This is a genomic window from Collinsella sp. AF18-8LB (genome assembly GCF_003459795.1).
Lineage (GTDB): Bacteria > Actinomycetota > Coriobacteriia > Coriobacteriales > Coriobacteriaceae > Collinsella.
The window spans coordinates 612,656-631,357 of sequence record NZ_QRWU01000001.1 but is presented as its reverse complement, the minus strand read 5'-3'; the positions used below and the strand labels follow the sequence as shown (position 1 = coordinate 631,357).

Annotated in this window: 15 protein-coding genes and 1 tRNA gene; 4 read left to right on the top strand and 12 right to left on the bottom strand. The window is 61.5% G+C overall.

Annotated elements, in window-relative coordinates; translation table 11 throughout:
• The first annotated feature begins 38 nt into the window (after nt 1-38).
• The gene (locus DWX25_RS02775) at nt 39-1,457 is read left to right on the top strand and encodes an alpha/beta fold hydrolase (protein ID WP_117798746.1); all 1,419 of its coding nucleotides are present in this window, start codon (nt 39-41) and stop codon (nt 1,455-1,457) included.
• 73 nt (nt 1,458-1,530) lie between these two features.
• Here the strand turns inward: DWX25_RS02775 and proB are convergent, their stop codons facing one another.
• The 5 genes from proB to DWX25_RS02750 form a co-directional block, all read right to left on the bottom strand.
• On the bottom strand, nt 1,531-2,658 hold the full coding sequence (gene proB / locus DWX25_RS02770) for a glutamate 5-kinase (RefSeq protein WP_117743972.1): 1,128 nt from the start codon (nt 2,656-2,658) through the stop codon (nt 1,531-1,533).
• A gap of 80 nt (nt 2,659-2,738) precedes the next feature.
• On the bottom strand, nt 2,739-4,244 hold the full coding sequence (locus tag DWX25_RS02765; protein ID WP_117798744.1) for a nicotinate phosphoribosyltransferase: 1,506 nt from the start codon (nt 4,242-4,244) through the stop codon (nt 2,739-2,741).
• Between the two features lie 84 nt (nt 4,245-4,328).
• Nucleotides 4,329-4,787, bottom strand: coding sequence for a hypothetical protein (locus DWX25_RS02760; RefSeq protein ID WP_117763105.1), 459 nt, complete (start codon nt 4,785-4,787; stop codon nt 4,329-4,331).
• A 64-nt stretch (nt 4,788-4,851) separates the two neighbouring features.
• Nucleotides 4,852-4,924, bottom strand: a tRNA-Ala gene (locus tag DWX25_RS02755).
• A gap of 151 nt (nt 4,925-5,075) precedes the next feature.
• The gene (locus tag DWX25_RS02750; protein WP_117763106.1) at nt 5,076-6,014 is read right to left on the bottom strand and encodes a radical SAM protein; all 939 of its coding nucleotides are present in this window, start codon (nt 6,012-6,014) and stop codon (nt 5,076-5,078) included.
• A gap of 534 nt (nt 6,015-6,548) precedes the next feature.
• Between DWX25_RS02750 and DWX25_RS02745 the strand changes: the two genes are divergently transcribed.
• Nucleotides 6,549-7,748 (top strand): MraY family glycosyltransferase, encoded by a 1,200-nt coding sequence (locus DWX25_RS02745; RefSeq protein ID WP_117798742.1) that lies wholly within the window; start codon nt 6,549-6,551, stop codon nt 7,746-7,748.
• 157 nt (nt 7,749-7,905) lie between these two features.
• The gene (gene trpS, locus DWX25_RS02740) at nt 7,906-8,955 is read left to right on the top strand and encodes a tryptophan--tRNA ligase (RefSeq protein ID WP_117794628.1); all 1,050 of its coding nucleotides are present in this window, start codon (nt 7,906-7,908) and stop codon (nt 8,953-8,955) included.
• Nucleotides 8,956-9,301: 346 nt separating this feature from the next.
• Here trpS and DWX25_RS02735 read toward each other — a convergent pair whose 3' ends face one another.
• From DWX25_RS02735 to DWX25_RS02710, 6 genes are all read right to left on the bottom strand, one after another.
• Nucleotides 9,302-9,622: an MGMT family protein gene (locus DWX25_RS02735; protein WP_117798740.1), complete on the bottom strand. Its 321-nt coding sequence runs from the start codon at nt 9,620-9,622 to the stop codon at nt 9,302-9,304.
• 80 nt (nt 9,623-9,702) lie between these two features.
• Entirely contained in the window at nt 9,703-10,557 is an 855-nt protein-coding gene (locus DWX25_RS02730) for a DegV family protein (RefSeq protein WP_117798738.1), read from the bottom strand.
• A gap of 119 nt (nt 10,558-10,676) precedes the next feature.
• Nucleotides 10,677-11,126, bottom strand: coding sequence for a MarR family winged helix-turn-helix transcriptional regulator (locus tag DWX25_RS02725; protein ID WP_117735596.1), 450 nt, complete (start codon nt 11,124-11,126; stop codon nt 10,677-10,679).
• A 173-nt stretch (nt 11,127-11,299) separates the two neighbouring features.
• Nucleotides 11,300-12,019: a B3/4 domain-containing protein gene (locus DWX25_RS02720; protein ID WP_117735595.1), complete on the bottom strand. Its 720-nt coding sequence runs from the start codon at nt 12,017-12,019 to the stop codon at nt 11,300-11,302.
• 227 nt (nt 12,020-12,246) lie between these two features.
• A complete protein-coding gene (gene pckA, locus DWX25_RS02715) occupies nt 12,247-13,917 on the bottom strand; it encodes a phosphoenolpyruvate carboxykinase (ATP) (protein ID WP_199412298.1) in 1,671 nt (556 codons plus the stop codon).
• Nucleotides 13,918-14,195: 278 nt separating this feature from the next.
• Complete coding sequence (locus DWX25_RS02710) at nt 14,196-15,767, bottom strand: L-lactate permease (RefSeq protein ID WP_117798737.1); 1,572 nt, start codon at nt 15,765-15,767, stop codon at nt 14,196-14,198.
• 178 nt (nt 15,768-15,945) lie between these two features.
• On the opposite strand from DWX25_RS02710, the gene DWX25_RS02705 reads away from it, so the two are divergent.
• Nucleotides 15,946-17,520, top strand: a complete 1,575-nt coding sequence (locus tag DWX25_RS02705; protein WP_233505192.1) for a lipopolysaccharide biosynthesis protein — start codon at nt 15,946-15,948, stop codon at nt 17,518-17,520.
• Nucleotides 17,521-17,797: 277 nt separating this feature from the next.
• Here DWX25_RS02705 and DWX25_RS02700 read toward each other — a convergent pair whose 3' ends face one another.
• Complete coding sequence (locus DWX25_RS02700) at nt 17,798-18,637, bottom strand: metallophosphoesterase (RefSeq protein WP_117763112.1); 840 nt, start codon at nt 18,635-18,637, stop codon at nt 17,798-17,800.
• Between the last annotated feature and the right edge of the window lie 65 nt (nt 18,638-18,702).

The following is an 18,702-nucleotide window of genomic DNA, read 5'->3' as shown; positions in this document are numbered from 1 at the left end:
TGGTCAACCCGAAACACCGCAACGAATGGAAGCATTACATGGCGCTCATCACTTCGTACCACGTCCCCGGCCTTTATGTCGAGGACCACAGCATCGACGTCCCCCTTGACTGGCGCGGCCTGGAGCCGATGCTCCTGGCCGTCGGCAGCACCATGCGCCGCGGCGCTATGCCGGCACCAATCGCCGGCGCGCCCGAGAGCATCAAGCTCTTCTACCGCGTGGTTTGCGCGCCCGACCGCATCAACGACGATCTGCCGCTGCTCCTGTTTTTGCAGGGCGGCCCCGGCGGCGAGAGCCCGCGTCCGCTGTCGCCCACAAGCGACGGCTGGATCGAGGAGGCCGTCAAGCATTTCCGTGTCGTGCTGCCCGACCAGCGCGGCACCGGACGCAGCAGCTGTGTTGACGGACGCACGATCGCAGCCCTGGGCGAGCGCGCGGAGGCAACCGGCGCCGATGCGGCCCGCTCGCAGGCAGACTTTCTCAAGCGTCACCTCGCCAGCTCCATCGTGCGCGATTTTGAGTACCTGCGTCTGGTGGGCTTTGGCGGCAAGCCCTGGGTCACGATCGGCCAGAGCTACGGCGGATTTTTGACGCTGAGTTATTTGTCCCTCTTCCCGGAGGGCGTGACGGCAAGCTTTACCTGCGGCGGCATTCCGCACGTGCCGGCGAGCGCCAGCGAGGTCTACGCGCGCACTTTCCCGCGCATGGCGGCCAAGACCCAGCAGTATTACGACCGCTACCCCGCCGATGTCGAGCGCGTGGCGGCGCTGGCCGATGCGATCGAGGTGCAAAAGCCCGCACTGCCCGACGGTTCGCCGATGACGGTCGAGCGTCTGCAGCTCATGGGCAGCGACTTTGGCATGAAGCCGAGCTTTGAGCGCATGCACTGGATTATCGACCACGCGTTTGTTGATGGTGACGGCACGCTGAGCTGCGGCGCCTCGGTATCCGACAGCTTTTTGATGCGCGCTTTCGAGCGCACCAATACGCGCACGAACCCGCTGTACTGGACACTGCAGGAGTTCATCTACGCCGACGGCGACACCATGCCCATTCGCTGGGCCGCAGCAGAAGAGAAAGCCCATCGTGCCGAGTTCGACACCCTCGCACGCCCGCTCATGTTTACCGGCGAGGCCATGTTCCCGTGGATGTTTGAGCAGATGCCCGAACTTAAGCCCTTCAAGCCGGCGATGGACCTGCTGATGGAGGACACCAGCTGGGACAAGATCTACGACCCGCATCGCCTGGCCTGTAACGAGGTACCGCTCCAGGCCGCAGTATACTTCGATGACATGTACGTGGACTCGGGCATGCAGCTCGACACGCTCAGCCGCGTGGGCAACTCGCACGCCTGGGTGACCAACGAGTTCGAGCACGACGGCCTGCACGGCAGCGTGGTATTCAAGCACCTCTTCGACGAAGCCCTCAACCGCGGAGACCTGCGCCGGATCTTCTAACAAAAGGAACGTCCCCAAGTGCCGGCACGAAAAAGACAGCCCTGCGGGAAACGATCCACAGCACTGTCTTTCTTTATGCAAATACGATCAAGTTATCCCTGTGTATCGCGGGCTTCTCGGCCAGATCCGCCAGCAGGCGGTTGCTGACAATCTGATCCTGGCGGCGGCCGGCCGCAAGCTCCAGCACGTCCGAATCGGCCTCGGCGATACCGCGGGCGACGACCATGCCGCTCGGGTCGCACACGTCGAGCACATCGCCCTCGGCAAACGCGCCATCGACCTCGCGAATACCCACCGCAAGCAGGGAAGAGCCACGGCTGACCAGCGCCTTCGCAGCACCATCATCGACCGTCACCGAGCCATGTGCCTTGTCACCCAGTGCGATCCACAGCTTGCGGGGTGCGATGTCCAGACGCTCCGCCGGCGGATCGAACAGCGTGCCCACGCTCTCGCCGCGGGCCAGACGCACGAGCGCATCGGGCTCCTCGCCCGAGCAAATCACGCTCTGAATGCCCGCCGTCATGAGAATGCGGCTCGCGCGAATCTTAGTAATCATGCCGCCCGTACCCACCGAGGTCGAAGAATCGCCCGCCGAGGCAATAATCTTGGCATCGATCTTATGCACGACCGGGACAAACTCGGCCGTGGGGTCCTCATGCGGATTGGCAGTATAAAGACCATCGATGTCCGAGAGCGTCACGCACAGATCGGCAGAAACCAGGCAGCTCACAAGCGCCGCCAGCGTGTCGTTGTCGCCAAACTTGATCTCGTCGACGGTGACGGTATCGTTCTCGTTGACAACCGGCACCACGCCCAGCTCCACCAGGCGCAGCAGGGCGTCGCGCGCGTGCAGGTAGGACGTGCGGCGCGCCGTGTCGTGGCGCGTGAGCAGCACGAGCGAGGTGAGCAGGTCGCGCGCATGGAACTCCTCGTCGTAGGCCGACGAGATGATGCACTGACCAGCCGAGGCGCAGGCCTGCAGGCTCGGCAGGTCGCCGACCGGCTTGCGGTCGAAGCCCAACACGGGATAGCCACAGGCGATAGCGCCCGAGCTCACCACGACCAGACGCCAGCCGAGCTTGCGCAGCGCTGCGGCCTGATCGGCAAGTCCACCGATAAAGGCACGGTTGACCTTTCCGTCGGCCCCCACCACCGTGGACGAACCGATCTTTACCACCATCGTTTTATAAGAAGTCGTCATACGTTAAACCAATCGAATGTTCAGCGAACGGACGAACCAGCAAGCGGGAAAATAGTCCGTTTTCCTCCGTCCCCTTCGAATCATTTTGCCCAGGGAAAGGCAGAAGCCGCGGCCATGTTCTTGCGCACGAGCTCGTCGCGCACCTGGGCCAGGCCCTGTTCCATACCCACCACGTAGGTCTGCGGATACAGGAAGCGCTTGTAGACCGGATCCAGATGATCGAGCGCCCAAGCACAGCGCTCGCGCGCGTCCTGGATGCTCTCACGCGGAGCCACCGCACTGCCATCGCGCACGATCGGCACCAGCAGTTCGCGATACTCAAGTTCGGACACGTCAGTCACCAGGGCGGCATCGTTCACGGCCACGAGGGTATTGCCGCGCGCGGCGCCCTCCCCTGCCAGATGGTCCTCGTCATAAATCATGTCGCAGACCGGGCCACCAAAGCCGTCGTAATAACGGCGCACGCGTTGCACACCCGGGATCGTGCGCTTGTAGGGCTGCTCGGAGAGCTTGACCACCGGCGTCCACGGATCTGCCTCGCTCGCACGGCGGGCGGAAAGCTTGTACACGCCACCCAGCGCCGGCTGGTCATAGCAGGTCGCAAGCTTGGTACCCACGCCAAAGCTGTCGATGGGCGCGCCCTGGTCGAGCAGCGACTGAATCGTGTACTCATCCAGATCGTTAGAAACCGAGATCCCCACATAGGGCAGGCCCTCGGCATCAAAACGGCCGCGAACATACTTGGAGAGCTTGGCAAGGTCACCCGAATCAATGCGAATAGCCGACAGGCGCTCGCCCACCGCCTCCATCTCCTTGGCAACCGTAATGGCATGCTCGCAGCCCTCGCGCACGTCATAGGTGTCGATAAGCAGCGTACAGTTCTTGGGGCTCGACTTGGCAAAGGCACGGAAGGCCTCGAGCTCGGAATCGAAGCTCATCACCCAGCTGTGCGCATGCGTGCCAAAGACGGGAATACCGTAGCGGCGGCCGGCGAGCACATTGGACGTAGAGGAGCAGCCGGCAACGTAGCTCGCACGCGCGACGGCAAGGCCGCCATCGGGACCCTGGGCGCGGCGCAGGCCAAACTCCGCCACGGGGCGACCGTCGGCGGCGAGCACCACGCGCGCCGTCTTGGTGGCGACAAGCGTCTGAAATCCGACGATGTTGAGCAGCGCCGTCTCGAGCAGCTGGCACTCCAGCGCGGGGCCAGCGACGCGCACCATGGGCTCGCGCGGAAAGACGAGCTCGCCCTCGGGCACGGCGTCGATGTTTACATGCGCACGAAAATCGCGCAGGTAGTCGAGGAATCCAGGCTTGAACATCGCGCCGCCGGCAGGGGCCTGGAGCGAGGCGAGGTAGTCGATGTCCTCGGGCGTAAAGCGCAGATTCTCGACCAGCTCGGGCAGTTCGGCGGTGCCACACATGACGGCATAGGAGCTGCCAAAGGGATGGTCGCGGTAAAACGCGGTAAAACAACCCTGTTCATTGGCCTTGCCGCTCTCCCACAGGCCCTGGGCCATAGTGAGCTCGTACAGATCGGTAAGCATTGCGATGTCGGCGGGATGAGAGATATCGGTCAAAGCCATGGGGCGACCTTTCGGATGCGTTGTGCAGAGGTTGAGGGTTCGACGAGGGCAGAGTGTTCGGGCATGGCACCCGATGTAAATCGGTTAGAGCAGGCCCATGCTGGTCAGGATCGTGTAGCCCATAAAGATGACAAACGCGATGAGGGCAAGGACAATGATGATTTTTTGAGCCGGCGCCATGCCAGGGATCTCGTTCTCGCCCGTAGGCTCCTTGGAGGTAACCATGCGCTGGGCAAAGGTCATCTCGTCACGGCTCGGCTTGGGCTCGACGGACTTGGAACGAACGACCTTATTAGGCTGAGGTTTGGGCGCGGCAGGTGCAGGCTTCGCAGCAGCGGGCTTGAGTGCGGGCGCGGGCGCCGGCGCGGATGCGGCGCTCGCGGCGACCTCCTCGGCCTTCGCACGCTCGGCACGCAGGGCGGCCAGCTCCTCACGCTCGCGGCGTGCCTCTTCCTGGGCCTCGCGACGAGCCTTCTCGGCGCGGAGCTCTTCCAACTCGGCGCGCTCCTCGGAAGACAGTGGTTGGGACTCAAGCTCGGCCATGGTGCAGCCCTTTCTTTCAAAAAAAGCCGCCGACACAATGTCGACGGCTTATCAAATCCAAGGGTGGAGACGAAGGGAGTCGAACCCTCGGCCTCTGCCATGCGACGGCAGCGCTCTCCCAACTGAGCTACGTCCCCAGGACAAGTCGATATTTTACCTACGGCTCGCCAACTGTCAACGCCCAATAACCAGTCTTTTTGGGACGGGGCTTTTTTGACTACTTTTCGAGCGAGCGAACCAACCGATGATTTTTTAATCCCCGTCCCAGAAAAATCATCGGCAAACGCGCTACTTTGCGCTGGTAAGAACACCGGTGGTGTCAAACGCTGGGGTGAAGCTCTCGTCTACCGCTCCGCCCTCTTGCCAAAACATCGTCGTAAAGCCCAGGTCGTCGGCATGGTCGAGCACTTGCTCATACTCCTCGCGCGTTACGGCGCGCGCCAGATCGCCGCCTTGTTCACGCATGAGGGCATTGGGCGTGTACTGGTTCATGACCGAGATCGGCACATCGCCCACCGTCTGCCACACCAGGTCTAGCACGCGGCACGAGTCATCCGCATGCCCCGGCAGCACCAGGTGGCGCACGATGATGCCGCGCTTCATGAGCCCGTCCTCGTCCACCAGCTCTCCCCCGCGGCGCTCGACCTCGCGCGCCATCTGTGCCAGGCCCGACACGGCCACGCGCGGATAGTCCTTGATATGAGAAAGCGACTGCGCAAGCCCGGCATCGGCATATTTAAAGTCGGTGAGCCACACATCGACCAGGTCGCCCAGCGCCGCCACGGCACTCGCGCGCTCGTAACCGCTCGTGTTGTAGACGATTGGGATGACCAGCCCGCGCGTCCGTGCCGCGGCAATCGCGGCAGGCAACAGGTGCGCATAGTGCGTCGCCGTCACCAAATTGATGTTGTTGGCACCCTGGTCCTGCAGTTCCAGCATAATCTCGACCAGGCGCTCAGGCGAAATCTCAAGGCCAAAATTGCCGGTCGAGATCTCGTGGTTCTGGCAGTAGACGCATTTGAGCGAGCAGCCACTAAAGAAAATCGTGCCCGAGCCGGCCTCGCCCGAAATGGGCGGCTCCTCCCACATATGAAGTGCGGCGCGGGCCACCTTAAGCGTGTCGTTAGCACCGCATACGCCGCGCGCGCCCTCATCGCGCGCCGCACCGCAACGGCGCGGACACAAATGGCAGGCGGGCGAAAAAAGTTCGGTCAACGACGTCGGCATAAAAACATGCTCCAAAACAACGATTCAGCAGCTCAAACGTAAAGGGCTAGGCCGCACAGACGGCTCGAGCCTAAAAGCGCCGTAATCGTCCGACACGATTTTTGTAATGTCAAGACTGGAATCGACAAAGTGCCGCTTTATGATGTAGATATTCCGCCCCCCGCGGAGCAACTGGGTGAACCGTCGCGTTTATTTAGGGAGCCCACACAGTCGTACCTAGTACAGGTATCCTTCGTTGTTAAGGACGCTGGAACAGTCGATGAGGGCACCCACCTGTTTTAGGTGGGTTCATTTTCGTAACGTGGGGGGTGGTTTTCTTTTGCCGATTTTTCTGAATACCGCCGCTGCAGGCCCCACATGGACGCTCAGCGGCATCCAGCAGAATCCCCACCAACATCCCAATATCTGGTAAGCACGTGATAATCGCACGGTGCAAACCTCCGCACCCCCTCGGTCGAGTATCATGGGTCAGCTATGCCTTTTTGCGTAGCAACCTTTGACCTTTTCCTTCGACGCTTGGCGGTTTTTAGATTCATGGCTTCATCCCCGAGCTACATACCGTATCTATGCGTGGCAGCGGCGGCCTTTATCACGACCTTCCTCACGGTGCCCCTGGTCAAGCGCTTGGCAATTAAGCTCGACGCCGTCGACTATCCTTCTAAGCGCCGCATCAACACCAAGCCCATCCCGCGTTTGGGCGGAACGGCGGTGTTTTTGGGCCTGGTCGTTGCCTGCATTGTGCAAATCCTAGGCACCTGGCACCTAGGCTGGCCGCCCGTCCTGGTGCCGCACCCACGCCTTCACATTAGCTATCCCATGCTGGCGCTCTCCTTTACCGTCATCTTTGCGACCGGCGCTATCGACGACGTCTATCAGCTCAAGCCCAAACAAAAACTGGCCGGTCAGGTACTCGCCGCGCTCATCGCCTGTATCGGCGGCTTGCGGATCGTCGTCATCGTCAACCCGTTTGCCCCCGGCGAAATCATGCTCGGATGGCTCGCCTACCCCATCACCGTGATCTATCTGGTGGCATTCACCAACATCATTAACCTCATCGACGGCCTCGACGGCTTGGCCACAGGCATCTGCGGCATCGCGTCGTTCACCATGTTTTCGATGGCCGTTCTCTCGGGGCGCATCGACGCCGCCGCGCTCTCCATTGCGCTCTTTGGCGCCTGCCTGGCCTTTTTGCGCTACAACTTCAACCCCGCAAGCATCTTCTTGGGCGACTCGGGGTCGCTGCTTCTGGGCTTTGCGCTGGGCTCCATCTCGCTGCTCAACGTGAGCCGCACCGCCGCGCTCACCTCGCTTATCATCCCGCTCATCGTTGCCGGCGTGCCCATCATCGACACGTTTAGCGCCATCGTGCGCCGCAAGCGCGCCCACATTAGCATCGGGCAGGCCGACAAGGGCCACATCCACCATCGCCTGATTCAGGAGGGCTACAACCAAAAGCAGGCCGTACTGCTCATCTATGCCTGGTGCATCATGCTTTCGGCCGGCGCCGCCGCCATTAATCAGGTCGAGGTCCCCATGCGCGTGCTCATCTTTACCGTGCTCGCCATTGGCTCGGCAGCCTTCGCCAAGCACCTGCACCTGTTTGAGCCCGTGCTGCGCCACCATTACAACAAGCGCACGCACGAGGACGAGCTGGTAACCCCCGACGACCCCGCCTTTAAGCAGGAGGAGCAGGCGGCGGAAGAGCGTAAGGAAGAGCGGCACCACAGGCGCTAGGGTTTGCTGGCGAGGATGGGCTAAGGCGTTGGCAGCCGTTCGCGCGGACGGCGTGACGGACATGAAAGCCGGCTCCCGACAGTCCCTCACCCACTCACGCCCACCCCTCAATAAACACGCTATCATCAAGACCTGCGAACGAACGTTAGGAGCAATCATGCCAAACGAGAACAGCTACGAAGTCGCGCTGCAAAAGAGCAACGCCATTCGCGAGGGCCTGGCCAAGACGCCCGAGAAGTTCACCATGCTCACCGGCGACCGCCCCACCGGCCGTCTGCACCTGGGCCACTACTTCGGTACCCTCAAGGGCCGTGTTGAGCTGCAGAACATGGGCGCCAAGACCAACGTGCTCATCGCCGACTACCAGGTCATCACCGACCGCGACACCACCGAGCACATCCAGGACAACGTGTACAACATGGTCATGGACTACCTTGCCTGCGGCATCGACCCCGACAAGACCATGATCTACGCGCACTCCGCCGTGCCCGCCGCCAACCAGCTCATGCTGCCGTTCCTGTCGCTGGTGTCCGAGGCCGAGCTGGCGCGCAACCCCACGGTAAAGGCCGAGATGGATGCCTCGGGCCACGAGCTCACCGGCCTTCTGCTCACCTACCCGGTGCATCAGGCCTGCGACATCCTGTTCTGCAAGGGCAACGTCGTGCCCGTCGGCCGCGACCAGCTGCCGCACATCGAGCTTACCCGCACCATCGCCCGCCGCTTTAACAACCGCTACGGCAAGGTGTTCCCCGAGGTTGACGCGTTGCTGTCCGAGACCCCACTGCTGCCCGGCTTGGACGGTCGAAAGATGAGCAAGAGCTACGGCAACGCCATCAATATTTCGATGACCGCCGAGGAGACGGCCAAGCGCATTAAGAAGAGCCAGACCGACTCCGAGCGCATGATCACGTTTGACCCCGAGAACCGCCCCGGCGTGTCCGGTCTGCTTTCGACAGCCGCCATCTGCACCGGTCGTTCAGAGGTTGAGATTGCCGAAGAGATTGGCATGGGCGGCTCCGGTCAGCTTAAGAAATACGTGACCGAGGCGGTCAACGAGTACTTCGCGCCGATCCGCGAGCGTCGCCAGCGCTATGAGAACGACCTGGACTATGTGAAGGACGTGCTGCACGAGGGCAACCGTCGTGCCAACGAGATTGCCGAGCAGACCCTGGCCGAGGTTCAGGACGCCATGGGTATGGTGTACTAGGGATATGTTCTGCGGCGCTGTCGCCGGGATTTGAACACGCAGAGACGGTGAGGCTAAATCCTCCCCTAACAGGAACGGGCCCGCTGGCAGTCAGTTGTCAGCGGGCCCGTTCCCGAAGTACACCGTTGAATCGCACAGAGGGGAGGAATGCGAATCAAACTCAACAGGGCAGGCTTTTTCATCGCCTATTGCCTGCTCCGTTGCTGAATACAATATAGTTCACCGTGGTTTACTTTGTAGCGTCAATATGCTCCGCCACACCTTCTCCATAAGTTAGCTCCGGTAAACTAAAACCACCACAAAGGGGACAGGCACCTTTGTGGTGGTTTTAGCCACGGCAGAACCGTTAGAGTCCGGCAGGCCAGCGACAGGCGCCCAGATCGACGTGCATGTCGTCCTTAAACGCCACACCCTCCCCTAGCAAAAGCTCACGTTGAGCATCGGGACCGCCAAAAGCAAAACCCTCGCAAATGTGCCCGTCGGCAAACACCACACGGTGACAGGGAATCTCGCCGGGGCGCGGATTGCTATGTAGGGCATACCCAACGTACCGCGCACTCCGTGGGCGACCGGCGAGCAGCGCCACTTGGCCGTACGTGGCGACCATCCCTTCGGGGATCTGCTCGACCACCTCGTACACCCGTTCAAAAAAGCCCTCAGACGCCATTGCTCACTCCTTTCCATCCGGAAAAGCATAAACCACCACAAAGGTGCCTGTCCCCTTTGTGGTGGTTTATGGCAGGTCGGTTAGTTGGTAGGCTGGAAGAAGGCTATGGCTACGGCGCCGGGACCTACGTGGGTGCCGATGGTGGCGCCGATGGTATGGACGGGCAGCTCGCCCTCGATGTGGCCAGCCCACAGCGCCACGCTGTCCTCAATATACTTCTTGAGCACCGCATCCGAAAGTCCCGTATAGCCAAGCGCCAGGGGCATGGCAAAGTCGACGCCGCCCGCCTTATCGACCTTCTGGTTCAGCAGGTTACGACCGTTCTTGGAGCCGCGCGCCTTGCCCAGCTGTACGATCAGACCGTCCTCTACAGCCACCACGGGCTTTACGTTGAGCAGCGTACCCACGGCGCCCGCCGCAGCAGACAGTCGACCGCCGCGCACCAGATACTCCAGCGTCTCGAGCAGGCCAATAACCACAACTCGGTCGCGCACGGCCTCGACAGCCGCCGCGATCTGAAATGCACTGCGGCCCTCGTCCACCAGGCGCAGGGCATACTCAACCAGCACGCGCTCGCCCAAGGTCACGTTATTGCTGTCCACGATAAACACGTCGCCGCCCGGAGCCTCGGCAAGTGCGGTACGGGCGCTCTGATTGGTGCCCGAAAGCTTAGCGCCCACGGTAATAATCACAGCCTCGTCGCCGGCCTCACGTGCTTCGGCAATCGCCTGCGAAAAGGCATACGGGTTGACCTGGCCGGTCATGGGCAGCTCATCGCGCTCCACGAGCATCTCGTAAAAACGCTGGTGGTCGATGTCGACGCCATCCATGTACACATCGGTGCCAAAGGTGACGGACAGCGGCAAAACGGCCAGCGCCGGATGCTCGGCCGGCGACATATCGCTTGCGGAATCGGTAATAATGCGGACAGACATAGTTGATCCTTTCTTGCGTGGGCCTCGCGCAGGGAATTTTGACAGCAATGCCCCGGCACGGCGAACGCGCTCAAACGGGACTCTGCAGTTGTTTATCGGAAGCAAATGCCCCAGCGGCTCTACAGCTCGCGCAGGGTGTTGAGAATCGTGCGCAACGACGCGTACATCTGCTCGCGCTGCTCCACGCCCATGGTCTTGCCGGTGGTGTCGAGCACTTCGCGAATAATGCGATCGGCCTCGTTCATGCTCTCGCCGCCCAACGTGGTCAGGCGAACCGGGGCACGGTATTTAACGGCAGCATCGCCCGAATCTTCGACCTCGACGTAGCCGCCCTCCTCCAGATGCGCCAGCGTGCGCGAGACAGCGGCACGGGTCACGCCTGCCATGCGGGCGAGGTCGGCCCCAGTCAAGCCGTCCTTGCTGCGCTCCAGATAGTACAGGCACATAACATCGGAGCCCTTGAGGCCCAGCCTTGCGCCCTCAGATGCCTTAATGCGCTGGATCTCCTTGTAGAGACCGCTGATCAGTCCGACAAAGTCCTCGAAACGTGTCTCGTCGCTCTGCTGCATGGGAGACAACCGCCTTTCGCTTGCATAATGCTAACGAGTAAACATCTTAGCCGTACTCAGCGACCGGCAGCCCCACGCGCCCCATTTGTTAACCCATCAACATAAAAACCACCACAAAGGGGACAGGCACCTTTGTGGTGGTTGTGACCGTCGAGTTTGATCCGCAGGCGTCGCTACAGTTCCACGCAAGGATTGTCGCGAGTCACAAGCGTCTTGACGACAACCGTCGCTCCCAGATAGCGCTCAAGCAACTCAGCGAGGCGATCAACGGCAGCCTGGCAATCCCCCATCCGCTCGGGCTCCACGCACTCAATCGCCAGGAATGCATCGGCCGAATCGTCGGACAGCGCCGTGCGAACGCCGTCGCGCCAGTTCCAGCAGCGGCACACGGCGCCCGCATCGTCAATATAGGCGAGCTCGCCGGAAAGCGTCGGATCATCTGTCTCCTCGCCAAGCGGCAGGAACGCATCGCCGCCATCGGTCACCGCCAAGCGCAGATTGCCCTCAATCGCGTGCACATCCTCACCGCCAACAGGCAGCGCATAGGTCAGCGACACCGTGTTGTAGATATCCACCGCCGGCGTAATATGACCGACCGGTTTGCCTTTGAGCACGCGCTTAAGCAGGTTCTCAATCGAACAACGCGCGCCCTTCTTAGTCTTGAACAGACGATACGCCTCGCGCCATGCCTTGACCGGCGCATTCTCGCTGATGGTATCGCTCGTCAGGTGACGCTCCGCATCGATATTGGCGCGGTCAAGCAGCGCGGCAATCGCATCCACGTCCTCCTGGGAAATCTGCGCCGCGGGCTTCATGCCCTTTACGACCACAACGCCGATAGCCGCCTGCGGAAACAGTTCCCAAAACGAATCCTCGGCAACGAAACTCTTCATGTGCTCTCCCTTCATAGCGTGCGCCCGAGCCCGGGCGCCTAAACAAAAAGCGCCCTTACGACGGCCACCTTCAAAGTCCTACGGTGCCGCCACAAGAGCGCTTACGCTGCCCCCATCCGGAGAAGGGGGCGATATGTCAGGCGTATTGTAACCCGAGTCTTCCGCCCGAGCAAAACCACCACAAAGGTGCCTGTCCCCTTTGTGGTGGTTTTGAACTCGCGGCGATGCTAGAGACGAAATCCCAGCAGGCCGCGGCCGCGATGACGGGCCTCGGCGGGCACCTGGGCGTGCGGGCCGGCGGCCTTGACGGACTCGGGCAGGTGTGAGTACTTCTTCTCGAAGTTCTCCTCGAACATCACCGCCAGGTTGTGCGCGGCTTCGTCGTAGCGCGCGGTGCTCTGCCAGTACTGGCGCGGCACCAGGATGCCGTCGGGCACACCGTGGCACGTGGTGGGAATGTCGACGTTAAAGATATCGTCGTGCACGAACTCGCTGTCCTCGATGGTACCGTCGAGGGCGCGGGCCACCAGGGCGCGCGTGTAGGCAAGCTCGATACGATGGCCAACGCCGTAGCCGCCACCGATCCAGCCGGTATTGACCAGGTACACGCGCGTGCGGCCGTCGGCAATGCGCTCGCCGAGCATCTTGGCGTAGACCATAGGGTCGAGCGGCATAAACGGCTCGCCAAACAGCGAGGAGAACGTGGGCGTGGGCTCGGTGACGCCGACCTCGGTGCCGGGGATCTTGGCCGTAAAGCCTGTCACAAAGTGATACATGGCGGCATCGGCCGTCAGGCGCGAGATGGGCGGCAGCACGCCAAAGGCATCGCAGGTCAAAAACAGCACGACGCTCGGGGTGGTGCCCATGCCCTTGGTCCACGCGTTGGGGATATGCTCAACGGGATAGGCCACGCGCGTATTGTGCGTGATCGAGACGTCATCATAGTTGGGCTTGCGGTTCTCGTCGAGCACCACGTTTTCGCAGATGGCGCCAAAGCGAACGGCGTTGAAGATCTCGGGCTCGTGGAACGCGTCCAGGCCCTCGCACTTGGCGTAGCAGCCGCCCTCGATGTTGAAGATGCCCATGTCGGACCAGCCGTGCTCGTCGTCACCGATCAGCAGTCGCGTGGGGTTGGCCGAAAGCGTGGTCTTGCCGGTGCCCGACAGGCCAAAGAACACCGCGGTCTCGTGCGTGACGGGATCCATGCTGGCCGAGCAGTGCATGGGCAGCACATCGTCCTCGACAGGCAGCAGGTAATTCATGACGCTGAAGATGGACTTTTTGATCTCGCCGGAATAGCCGGTGCCGGCGACCAGAATCACGCGTTCCTGGAAGTTGATGACCACGGCGGCGCTGGAGTTGAGGCCCTTGAGGGCAGGGTCGCACTGGTAGCCAGGGGCGGCAAGCACGCAAAAGTCCGGCTCACCGGTGCGCGCAATTTCGCGAGCGAGCGGACGGGCGAGCATTTGCTTAATGAAGAGCGCCTGGCTGGCACGCTCGCAGGCGACGAGCAGGCGACGCGTGTAGTTGCGGTCGGCACCGGCCATACCGCGAGTGACGAACACGTCGCGCTCGTTGAGATAGTCGACGACGCCGGCCTTGATGGCCTCGTAGCTCTCGACAGACAGCGGGCGGTTGACGGCACCCCAGGCAATCTTGTCGTGCACATCGGGCGTGTCGACGATAAAGCGGTCGTTGGGCGAGCGGCCAGTACGCTCCCCCGTCTCTATCACGAGTGCGCCATTGGACGCCATACGGCCCTCTTCGCGGCGGATGGCGTGCTCGACGAGCTCCGCGGCGGGTAGATCGACCAGCAGACGGGGCTCGTTCTCGGCGGGATCTTCGACCAGCGTAATGCCAAAGTTGGACAGAACTTCTGCAGGGGTAACACCAGGCATGGGGCCTCCTTTAAAAACGCGGCACGTGGACGCGGCGCGCACTTTACTCACATAAAGCCCGTTGTACCCGATATGCAAAAACGTTTTTGCGGCAACCGCGAAGCACCCGCCCAACGGTCAAAAATCGCACGCAAGCGGCCTAGTCATTGGGGACGTTCTTAAACGACTAGCCATTCGGGACATTCTTGAACAGGCAACAACCAAGGAGTGTCCCCAGATGCCGGCACTTAGGGACGTTCCCAAAGTGCCGGCACATAAGGAACGTCCCTAAGTGCCAACTATAGCGGCAGGCCTTGGCCGAGCATGGCTATGGCGCTCATCAGGACCAGCATGCCGGCAGCGTAGGGCAGCACCGCGCCCAGGAGTTCAGCGTCCTTACCGCGTACATGCACGGCGGCAAGACCGATCGCGAGCGTCTGCGGCGAAATCATCTTACCGGCGGCAACGCCAAGCGCATTCAGCGCGACCATCCAGTAGTCGCTCACACCCAGCGCCGTAGCGGCCTGGCTCTGGATGGGGCCAAACAGCATGCCTGAGGACGTGCCCGAACCGGTCACGAACGCACCGACGGCGCCGATCCACGGAGCCAGAATCGGGTACAGGCCGCCGGCGACCGCAATGCAAAACGCGCTGATCGAAGAGATCATGCCCGCATAGCCCATCACCTTGGCGCAACCCAGCACCGTAAGCATGGTAATGACCGTCGGCATCATCTGCTTGACGGTCGCGGCCAGCACCTCGCCCATCAAGCGCGGCGACGCGCCCTGAATGGCGCCGCCGACAAATGCCGCCAGGAAGATCCAAACACCCGGCGTGTTGATCCACGAAAACGTAAGCGTGCCGGGGTTCTCACCGCAATACACCTGCACGTAACTCGCAAACGGCGCGAGCGCGGCGTGCACGACGGGCACCAGGTTGGAGGTACCCAACAGCAGCACAAAAATCAGGATGAAGCATGACCAGGCAGAAAGCGCCGACTTAGCGGTGAGCTGTTCGCCGGCCTCGATATTCATGTGAAAGCGTGCATCCAGATGCCCCGACTTCTCGGCATGCATGGCAAGCGCGGCGGTCAGCGCAAGCGATACGATGGAGCCCACGACCACGGCAAGCTCGGGACCCACGAACATGGCAACGACCAGGGCCGCGCCGACAAAGGACACACCGGAAAGCAGCGCCACGCCGGCAACGCCGTGCAGACGCTCGCTTACGCTCGCAACGTTGCCTTGATCATCGGCGACACGGCCCGCGACCAATACAATGAGCAGCGGCATCACCACAAAGAACGGTGCGAGCTGCACCAGCTGAACGGTCGCCAAATGCAGCGGGTCCAGGCCCACCAGGTCGGCAACGGACACCGTGGGGATGCCGATGGAGCCGTAGGGCGTGGGCACGCCGTTGGCCAGTAGACAGATCAGCACGGCGGGCACGGCCTCAAAACCAAGGCCCGCGAGCATGCCGGCGGGAATGGCAACGGCGGTACCAAAGCCGGCCATGCCCTCCATAAAGCCGCCGAAGCACCACGCCACGAGCAACGCCAGCAGACGACGGTCGCTGCTGATGGAGGTGATCATGCTGCCGATCACGTCCATGGCACCCGTGCGCACGCACAGGTTATACGTAAAGACGGCGGCGATAATCACGAGCACGATGGGCCACAGGGCCATCAAAAAGCCCTCGAGCGAGGCCGTGGCTATCTGCGCCGCCGGCAAATGCCACCACGCAAGGGCAAGCACGCACGAAAGGACAAACGATCCGATAGCGGCTTTCCAGGCGGGCCATTTAAAGCACAGCAGCATCACGACAAGCCAAATAATCGGCACAAGAGCCAGCAGGAATGCGGCGACGTCCATGGTTCATAGCTCCTTGCTACCGCGCGGGCGGCATAGGGGTGTCACAAAACTTCATCAGGATACCGCACGTTTGCCGACAAATTACAGCCGCCCGCCGAAATTATTGAACAACCGGTTCAAAAACACGAGCGGACGCCGTCGCGTCTATACTAGAGCGCAGTAATAGAAAGGACTCGCCTTGAGCATCACGCCCCTCGACAGCATTCGCCGCGCCATCGCCCGCCGTAACGGCGTCACCGACCCCACCGTATCGGGCGGGGCGCACGGGCAGGGCGGACGCATCGAGAACGGTCTATTCCCCGCGTCTCACACCGCCGAGGAGCTCGCACGCATCCAAGAGCTAAGCCAGCGGAACGCCGGCGGTCCCGACAACGGCCAGGCCACACGCCGTCGCCGCGAGCGCGATCGCCAGCCCGGCCCCATCCACCGCATGGTCAATGCCTGGTGGAACCGCCTGCTCGGAGCCGTCTACGGCGGCGGCTTCTCCGCACAAGAAGCCGAGTACGAAGATCACGCCACCCATCGCGACTACCTTTGGAACACCATCGGCACCGCCGTGTGGGGCATGACGTTTCCCCTGCTCACCATCGTGTCTACGCAGCTCGTGGGCGCCGAAGAAGCAGGCAAGTTCTCCATCGCCTTTGTCACCGGCACGCTCATCATGATCGCGTGCAACTACGGCGTGCGCAACTTCCAGGTCTCGGACATCGACGAAAAGACGTCCTTCGCCTCCTACCAGCTCAATCGTTGGATCTGCGGGGCCCTAGCCTTGGGCTGCGGCCTGCTCTATAGCAGCGTCCGCGGCTATGACGCGCATATGGCGACGATCGGCCTGGGCGTCTACCTCTATAAGGTAATCGACGGCGTGGCGGACGCGTACGAAGGCCGCCTGCAGCAGGCCGACAAGCTCTACTTGGCTGGCATGAGTCAAACGCTGCGTTCCGCCGGCGTCATCGCGGTCTTTAGCGTGGCACTGTTCCTCACGCGCAGCATGCCCATCGCCGCCATGGCCATGGGCATCGCCGCGATTGCCTCGCTCGTACTGGTCACCGCGCCGCTCGCCCTGCTCGAGACCGAAAAATCACGCCGCATGAGTCTGCGCGAGGTCGGTCACCTGTTTGTCCAGTGCGCCCCGCTTTTTGGCGCGCTGTTCCTGTTCAACCTTATCGAAAGCATGCCCAAGTTTGTGATGGAAGGCACGCTGGCCTACAAGTATCAGCTGTACTTTAATGCGCTGTTTTTTCCGGCGCAGGCCATTTTGTTGAGCATTGGATTTATCTATAAACCGCAGCTCCTGCGTCTATCGAGCATTTGGGCGAATCCGCGCAAGCGTCGCCGCTTTGACCTGATTATTGTTGCCGTTATGACGCTGATCGTAGTCATCACCGGAGCGTGCGCCGCATTTATGGCAGGCCCCGGCATCCCCATCATGAGCTTTATGTACGGCCTTAACTTTGAGCGCTACCGCACGCTGGCACTGCTGATGGTCGTCGCCGGCGGCGTCACCGCGGCAATCGACTTTATCTACGCCATCATCACGGTGCTGCGCCACGCCGGCGATGTCACCAAGATCTACCTGATCTGCTTCGCCGTAAGCGTGGTGCTGCCGGTGATCCTGATTAAGCTGCTGGGTCTGATGGGCGCTGTGGTGAGCTACCTAGCCATCATGACCCTACTCCTGGTACTACTGATTATCGAGTACGCCCACATCCGCCAACGCATCGAACGCGACCGCAACCCGTACGGAGCCTAATTAGCTGCCCCCGGAACCGGAATTTGCGATGGAATCACCCCGGCTGGGGTCCGGTTGCGGACAATATGCATCACGCAAAACTAAGTGAGTAGACTTTTACCGAATCCCCGACCACACCGACATAATACAAGTCTGTGATCTGCGGTTTTATTGAGGCAAATATGTTGGGTGCTCGGCATTTCCAAAAAAGCCTACTCACTTAGCCAGCGGGCAGCCAAATGATTATTTAATCCCCGTCCCAGAAAAATCATTTCCAAATTAGCTACCCCTTGCGCCATCATTCTCCAGGATTGATATTCGCGTAGAACTCAGCCCCATCATCGAGCCGCAGGATACCTACGCGGCCAAACTCCGACCCAGTGGCGGCGGCGCAGTCGATGTCGATGCGATCGGGCACGCCGGCGGTATCCTCGCCGCCCAGGCGCACGATCTGCCCGCGGCCCGACTCCTCATCGAGCCCCGCCAGGCCGCCGACCTCGCAATAACGCCCGAGCGACACCGTGGGCGTGTGGCCGCTCACCACGACCGGGCCCTTGCCCTCGACAGAAAGCAGCCCCGTCGGCGCATCCCAATAGCCATGGCGAATCCACAGCAGGTCATCGGACGACTGCACCGCAAGCATCTGCTGCAGCAACTCGGCATCGGCATCGACCGCTCCCCTGCCGTTGCCGCAATCGACACCGTGCTCAAGCAAAAACGCGCGAGCAGCCTCGGTCTGGATGCCGGCATGCACCAGCAAATACGGGCGCTCGGCAGTCTGGGCCACTGCATAGAGCGGCAGGGCGGCAGCCCAGCGGATCAGCTCCTCGTACGCCTCAAATTCCATGTCGTTGAGTTGCTGACGGGTAGTCCAGCCACCGTTGATATCCCAGGTCTCGGCATCGAGCGGATCCTGGCCAATGATGGCATCGAGCATGATCTGCTCGTGATTACCCTTGAGCACGCGGGCGTTGGGCAGCGAGCGCACGAGCTTAATAACGCCGACCGGATCGGGCCCGCGATCGATCATGTCGCCCAACACGTACAGCGTGTCGTCGGACGTCAACGAAATCTTGGACAGGGCCTCGTCAAGCGCACGCACGTGCCCGTGAGCATCAGATGTCACATAAATCGCCATGGTACGCCTCTCCTTGCATTGCGGCCAAAGCCCGGCGCCGCAACTAAAACTTCAAGTTGAACTTA

Excerpts from the sequence above, each read along its gene's own strand:
- trpS (WP_117794628.1), top strand. The coding sequence starts at position 7,906 with ATGCCAAACGAGAACAGCTACGAAGTCGCGCTGCAAAAGAGCAACGCC.
- DWX25_RS02750 (WP_117763106.1), bottom strand. The coding sequence starts at position 6,014 with ATGCCGACGTCGTTGACCGAACTTTTTTCGCCCGCCTGCCATTTGTGT.
- pckA (WP_199412298.1), bottom strand. The coding sequence starts at position 13,917 with ATGCCTGGTGTTACCCCTGCAGAAGTTCTGTCCAACTTTGGCATTACG.
- proB (WP_117743972.1), bottom strand. The coding sequence starts at position 2,658 with ATGACGACTTCTTATAAAACGATGGTGGTAAAGATCGGTTCGTCCACG.
- DWX25_RS02700 (WP_117763112.1), bottom strand. The coding sequence starts at position 18,637 with ATGGCGATTTATGTGACATCTGATGCTCACGGGCACGTGCGTGCGCTT.
- DWX25_RS02725 (WP_117735596.1), bottom strand. The coding sequence starts at position 11,126 with ATGCAGCAGAGCGACGAGACACGTTTCGAGGACTTTGTCGGACTGATC.
- DWX25_RS02710 (WP_117798737.1), bottom strand. The coding sequence starts at position 15,767 with ATGGACGTCGCCGCATTCCTGCTGGCTCTTGTGCCGATTATTTGGCTT.
- DWX25_RS02745 (WP_117798742.1), top strand. The coding sequence starts at position 6,549 with ATGGCTTCATCCCCGAGCTACATACCGTATCTATGCGTGGCAGCGGCG.
- DWX25_RS02760 (WP_117763105.1), bottom strand. The coding sequence starts at position 4,787 with ATGGCCGAGCTTGAGTCCCAACCACTGTCTTCCGAGGAGCGCGCCGAG.
- DWX25_RS02735 (WP_117798740.1), bottom strand. The coding sequence starts at position 9,622 with ATGGCGTCTGAGGGCTTTTTTGAACGGGTGTACGAGGTGGTCGAGCAG.
- DWX25_RS02775 (WP_117798746.1), top strand. The coding sequence starts at position 39 with ATGGCGCTCATCACTTCGTACCACGTCCCCGGCCTTTATGTCGAGGAC.
- DWX25_RS02730 (WP_117798738.1), bottom strand. The coding sequence starts at position 10,557 with ATGTCTGTCCGCATTATTACCGATTCCGCAAGCGATATGTCGCCGGCC.
- DWX25_RS02720 (WP_117735595.1), bottom strand. The coding sequence starts at position 12,019 with ATGAAGAGTTTCGTTGCCGAGGATTCGTTTTGGGAACTGTTTCCGCAG.
- DWX25_RS02765 (WP_117798744.1), bottom strand. The coding sequence starts at position 4,244 with ATGGCTTTGACCGATATCTCTCATCCCGCCGACATCGCAATGCTTACC.